This is a genomic window from uncultured Thioclava sp. (assembly GCF_913064665.1).
Taxonomy (GTDB): domain Bacteria; phylum Pseudomonadota; class Alphaproteobacteria; order Rhodobacterales; family Rhodobacteraceae; genus Thioclava; species Thioclava arctica.
Genome location: NZ_CAJYBT010000079.1, coordinates 1 through 5,589, shown reverse-complemented (window position 1 = coordinate 5,589; position 5,589 = coordinate 1). Strand labels below are relative to the sequence as shown.

6 protein-coding genes are annotated in these 5,589 nt (G+C 57.5%); all 6 read right to left on the bottom strand.

Features of this window, described 5'->3' with window-relative positions; all coding sequences use genetic code 11:
- A partial coding sequence (locus QZ571_RS18145; RefSeq protein WP_295537538.1) for a hypothetical protein occupies positions 1–512 on the bottom strand: 512 nt, incomplete at its 3' end.
- Positions 513–580: 68 nt separating this feature from the next.
- Positions 581–1,363 (bottom strand): phage major capsid protein, encoded by a 783-nt coding sequence (locus QZ571_RS18140; protein ID WP_295537536.1) that lies wholly within the window; start codon positions 1,361–1,363, stop codon positions 581–583.
- A 15-nt stretch (positions 1,364–1,378) separates the two neighbouring features.
- Positions 1,379–1,891 carry a hypothetical protein gene (locus QZ571_RS18135; protein ID WP_295537534.1) on the bottom strand — a complete coding sequence of 171 codons (513 nt, stop codon included), beginning with the start codon at positions 1,889–1,891 and terminating at the stop codon, positions 1,379–1,381.
- Positions 1,892–1,902: 11 nt separating this feature from the next.
- On the bottom strand, positions 1,903–2,751 hold the full coding sequence (locus tag QZ571_RS18130) for a head maturation protease, ClpP-related (RefSeq protein ID WP_295537532.1): 849 nt from the start codon (positions 2,749–2,751) through the stop codon (positions 1,903–1,905).
- Positions 2,748–3,980, bottom strand: coding sequence for a phage portal protein (locus QZ571_RS18125; protein ID WP_295537530.1), 1,233 nt, complete (start codon positions 3,978–3,980; stop codon positions 2,748–2,750). Before QZ571_RS18125 ends, QZ571_RS18130 begins: the two co-directional genes overlap by 4 nt.
- Positions 3,977–5,589: terminase large subunit (locus QZ571_RS18120; protein ID WP_295537528.1), on the bottom strand; the 1,613-nt coding region annotated here is incomplete at its 5' end. The genes QZ571_RS18120 and QZ571_RS18125, both read right to left, overlap by 4 nt.

The following is a 5,589-nucleotide window of genomic DNA, read 5'->3' as shown; positions in this document are numbered from 1 at the left end:
TCCTGCTTTTCCGCCGCGTCCGCTGCAGCGGCCGTTATCTCTTCGATCTGTGCCTTTGGTCGTTTATTCGTAGCATCGCGTTCAACGTCCTGTGCCGCCTCGTCTGCATGGTCTTCCTGCGCGTCGGTCGGAGCAGCCGTCATCGCTTCGAACTGTGCCTTGAGCTGTTCAATCGTAGCATCGCGTTCGGCGACCTTTGTCACCTCGGCAGCATGGCCTTCCTGCGCGTTGGTCAGAGCAGCCGTCATCGCTTCGAACTGAGCAGCCATCTCTTCAGCATCGCTGCTGATATCGGGCCCTGCTTCTTCGGCCTGCGCTTCGAGAGAAACCACTTTGGCAGCAAGCTTTTGCGCTTCTTTCTCAGTGATCTTCTTCACAGCTGGATTGTCGCCCTTGCTATGCGCGGCCACGACGGCCTGTGCCGCCGTGTTCTTGTCGTCGAGGCTGTAAACCATACCACGGCGCAAAGTGCCGATCTTGGTATGCCGCGTCGATTTCACATGGATAAACATGTCCATCTCCTATTGAGGAAAAAGGCAGCGCAGATCAAATGCTGCGCCGCCCATTGTCAGAAGGCCGATCAGACGAAGGTGAAGTCGCCCTGCACCATTGCCAGCGGGCGCTTGTTGGCCATGGTGGCCCGTTTGCGCGCCTTCACCGTGACCATGTCTTCGATGAAGTTGGTGCCGTGCTCGGTCGAGAACAGAACTTCGACCTGCGAGCGGTCATAGTAGGTGGCTGCCATTGCAAGATCACCAACCAGCCATTCGCCAGCGGTCATCGAGTTGGTGTCCACCACGTCTTTGCCCCAGAGCATCGGCGTATTCCCGGTGGCAGGATTGCCCCAGACATACCGGTTGTCCGTTCCCGAAACCTTCAGTAGTTCGATTGCCGCCCAATCGAGCGGGTTCATCAGCATGGCCGAGGCAATGTAGTCTTCGAGCGTCACCTGCAGGATCGCCAAACGAAGGCGATCGATGCGCGTGGCATTCGGAAGACCTGCAGCTGCGACGAAAGCCGGCGCCTCGGTCAAAAGGCCCGAGAGGTTCTCGCCGGTGCCATCGCCCGCAAGGATCTGGTTTTCTTCTTCAAGATCGAGACCGTAACGAAGTTCGCCGTCGATCTCGGTTTGCAGTTGGTCGGCATCCGACAAGGCCTCTTCCGAGACATGGGTCACATGGCCAATCTTCTTGACCTGTTCCGTTGCCTTATCCCAGCCATAGCTCGAAGCCTGATAGGTGCCACCCTCGGCCACCGGCGCTGCAGCATTGGTACGGATCACCTGTTTGCGGTAGATCACCAAATCCGAAGCCGTACGCCCCTTGGTGAGCGTCTGACCCACATGCAGACGACGCTTAGGCATACTAACAGGATCACGCTATTCATCATGGAAGATCAAACCGCCGCCGGAACCAGACGCCGTAGTGATCGCATTGTTGACCGTCAGCGACAGTGTACCGCCGTTGAACGCCTTGATCTTGTCATGGCTTTCCATAACCGCTTGGCCGAGAGATTTGACGCCGCTGGTCTTATTACCCGGAAGACCGTCGGCAATCTTTTGCGCCAGATCCAAATGCTTCTGGTTCACGCCTTCGAGCTCGTCGGTCATCTTCTTGACTGCATTGCTCAGCTCGGTCTGCTGGTTCAGCAGCTTGTCGGCTGTGGCCTTCGTTTCTGCCGAGACTTCGCCGACCTTTTTGGCCTCGCTCAGTGCGTTCTCAGCGGCCTTCTTGGTTTCGCCGTTGATCTGGTCAAGCTGTTGGCTGACCTTTTTGAGCATCGCCTCGGTATCACCGGGCGCGGCGTCGTTGCGCACGCCACCGATCACTGCAACCGGGACATGCGTCTGCATTGCCGCCAAGTGAATGGCGGGCATCATCAGCTTTTTCATAGTCGTTTTCCTCAGAGAGTTTTCAGTTTGTTGAGCGCCTCTTGCGCCCAATCGCTAACGGCAGCGCCAGACATGCCGGTCAGGGCAGCGCCAGACTTGCCCCCCTTTGCCGCGGCGAGAAGCTCTCGCCGTTCGGATTTCGAAGCCCGGATGCCGCTTGCCAGCATCAGGTCAAGTTTACGGATCGCTGCCAGGCCCAAATCAGCGGCATTCGACAGCGCGGTGTCGAGTTGATCAGCGCTCAGAAGTTCATCTGCGAACCCCTGTTCCACCGCGCTATCGCCTGCAATCCACATTTCCTTGTCGAGCATTGCCCCGAGCTTCTTGGCATCGATCCCAGTGCGTGCGCCGTAGATGCTGACGGCAGCTTCATCAAAGGGCTCAAGCCAGTTCGCTACATCGCGCAACGCATTTCGGTCGCCCGCAGCCATCACCCAAGTGTTGTGGATCATCAGAAAGCTGGCACGCGCCATTTGAACTGTGTCACCAGCCATCGCGATCACCGATGCCGCCGAGGCCGCTATACCGATCACCTTTACGGTGACCTCACCCTTGTGCTCACGCAGCAGGTTGTAGATCGCCAGGCCCTCAAAGAAATCTCCACCAGGGCTGTTGATATTGACCGTGACCGGACCGTCTCCCATAGCCCGCAGCGCGGCTGAAATACGCTTGGACGTTACCCCATTCCCCATGAAATCAGCGCCGATCACATCGAGAATAGAGATTGTGCGAGTGTCATTCGTACCATTCGCAGCCGCACGGATCTCTGGGTTCCAGCGCTTTGCTGCGACCTCGCTCACCTGCGGCAGAACACCAGGATGTGCCGGCACGCTGGCCTTTGGCATATTACGAATTGTCATTGGCCATTCCCCTTTCCAAGATCGCCAATCGGCGCGAGTGCAGTTTGCGCGAGCAGGCTATCGGCAGCCGGGTCCGCATGCGGCGGCAGGTCGAGCTTGGCGCGCCGCTCATTCGCGGTCATCGTGCCCGACTGTCCCATTTTTGAGAGGAACTCGCCCTTCGACTGGCTATCCATCTGCAGCATCGCTTCGCGATTGAACTTGAAGAACCACTTGCCGCGCTTTTCCGGTGGGACAATATCGCGATTCATCCGTGCCTCGATCCGTGTCAGCAGCGGGTTGATACCCAAAGTCAGCCACGACAGCATAATTGCCTCGACGCCGGTGCCCCACATGGTTTGCCCCCGCCCTGCATGACCAATGACAATCGGGGGTACACCGAACCAGCGGCAGACATCTTCGACCTGAAACTGGCGTGTCTCCAGAAGCTGCGCGTCTTCCGGGTTCATCTGAACCGGATTGAAACCAAGACCACCTTCAAGAACCATGGTCTTCCCGGCCTTGCGCGATCCAACGTAGGCATCCAACATCACCTTTAACTGCTCGCGCTGATCGGCGTCGAGCGTCTGCTCTGAGGTCAAGAAACCGGATGACATCATCTGATTAGCGAACACGCTGCCTGCGGTCTCATCGGCTGCAAGCGCTGCACCGATCGAGTTGGCCCCATACTTGATCGCGGAAAGCCCGATCCCGGTACCAGGGTCAAAGCTGCGCAGGTGAAATACCTTCTCTGCAGGCAATTGTTCACGTTTCCCGCGATCGTAATATTCGTAAACGATCTGTCCGTACTGATCGAGATACGGCATGATCCCCGGCAACGGCTTTAAACCGACAAGGTTGCGACCGAGAAACTGACGCTCGGCAACCGCGTTTCCCCGCATCGTCAAATGCGCAACCATGCCATCCCAGAACTCTACATTGGTCTGCACAGAATTCGGTGCGTAGCTGACGATCGAGGCGATATCGTGATTGACCTCCCGACGTGCATTCGGACCCGTCCGCTCGAACAGCTTCAGCGGCAGCGAGGATGCGACCTGCGAGGTTACCTTAACGCAATCCCATACCGCCGAGACGGTCAGCGCCGCATCTGCAGACACGGTCTTTCCCGCGATTGAGAGATAGCCTGCGGTCGGTATTGATTGTGCCGTGGTTGTGCTGACCCACCCGGATTCGCCAGCAGCCAGTTCCTGCCGAACGCCTCGAATGGCCGCTTTTAGAAGTCGCTTCATACCACCATCACCGGGTTTGACAGAAAGTCATTCAGGTTGTTCCGCTTTGCTGCGACCGGGTTCCAGCTCATCAGCATCACAGAATTGAAAAGCGCCATAAGCGGATCGATCTTGGCCGATCCGCTCTGCGCCTTTGTTACGACCACGGCATTACCGCGAGCTTCGCATTTCGCATTACCAACGCACCAGGTCATCAGCCGCTGGCCGCAATGAACGAAGGTTCCGTTCTTCAGCTTCACAGGTGCAGTCTTAATTGCCGCGTTCAGCTTGTAGCCCTGACTGATTGGGCTGATATCTGTCATCTCGAAACCGCCATCGATCAATGCGTCGATGATCGAGCCAACGCCTTCCGGGTCCATCCCAATTCCGCGTTCGCCTGGAAACCTTGATGCATCGCGGATGCGCTGACAGATTTCCACGATCTCCGGGTTTGCCTCATCCTCGATGTTGTCGACGAAAGTCAGCTCGCGTTCTTCCTCAAGCTTGATCAGTTCCGGTGCGATGATCTGGCGCAGAGTGAGCACGTCACGATCTGCCCAAGCCTTGCCCCAGTGCTGCCAGACCTTGGTTTCGCTATGCCGGCCGAGCACCGAAATTCCCAGCAAATCGTCAAGCCCACCGCCATCGATACCGACGACGCACACCTCAGAGGACGCAATCACGTCATCCAGCGTCATCTTGCGCGCAGCGTTGAGCCAGTAATCGGCACCAGCCCAACGACCGCTTCCCAGCCCGATTCCGATCTCGACATTGAGGTGCTGAGAGGCGAACAGGGCCATTGCTTCCGGGCCATCCTGCTCTGCCTCAAGCATCTTGTCGCGCAGATAATCGAGAGAAACAGAGCGCTCTAGGTTTGGGTTCACCAGCCCCCAAGTCTTCGGATCGCGCCACTTCTCGGCCTTGATCATCGCCTTCGGCAACTCGTAAAGCACCGCCATCATAGGCAGATCGAGTTTCCCGTCGCGCACATCGCGGGCGCGCTGCAACTCCTTTTCAAACTGCCCAGTTGGGCGGCCTTTTGATTGCGTCGTGATCTGCAGCATGAACCCTTCTGGACGCGATGCCAGGCCGCCGCGCAGCTCAATGAAGATATCGGGCGCTTTGTGCTTACTAGCGAGCACGTGCGTCTCATCAACAAGGATGTAGGTCGCCTTTGATCCGGTCACGACATCGCCGTCAGCCGACAGGATCATGATGACCGCGCCCGTGGTGCGGTGGGTGATTTCCTTCAAGTTGCTCTGCACATGAAACAGCGTCGTGAGATGCTGATCGAGGGCGATGATCCCCTTGGCCTGCTTGAACGCGATGCACGCAATCTTCTGCGTCGGCGCAATCAGAATCAGTTCGGCCTGCGGGCGCTCGTTCAATATCGCTGCCGTCAAGATGATCGCCGCTGCGATCGCTGATTTGCCATTCTTCTTTGGAATTAGCAGGAAGAACTCCCGCAGCATCCGCTTCTTCGTCTCCGGATCGTAGCTGCCGAAGATCACCCGCACGAGGTCAAAGACCCACTCTTCGCAGACCTCGCCATAGGTTGGCGTGCCAATCAGGTCCGGCACTCGCAACCGCTTGAAGATCCGCAGTGCCTTTTCCGCCACCTCATCAAAGA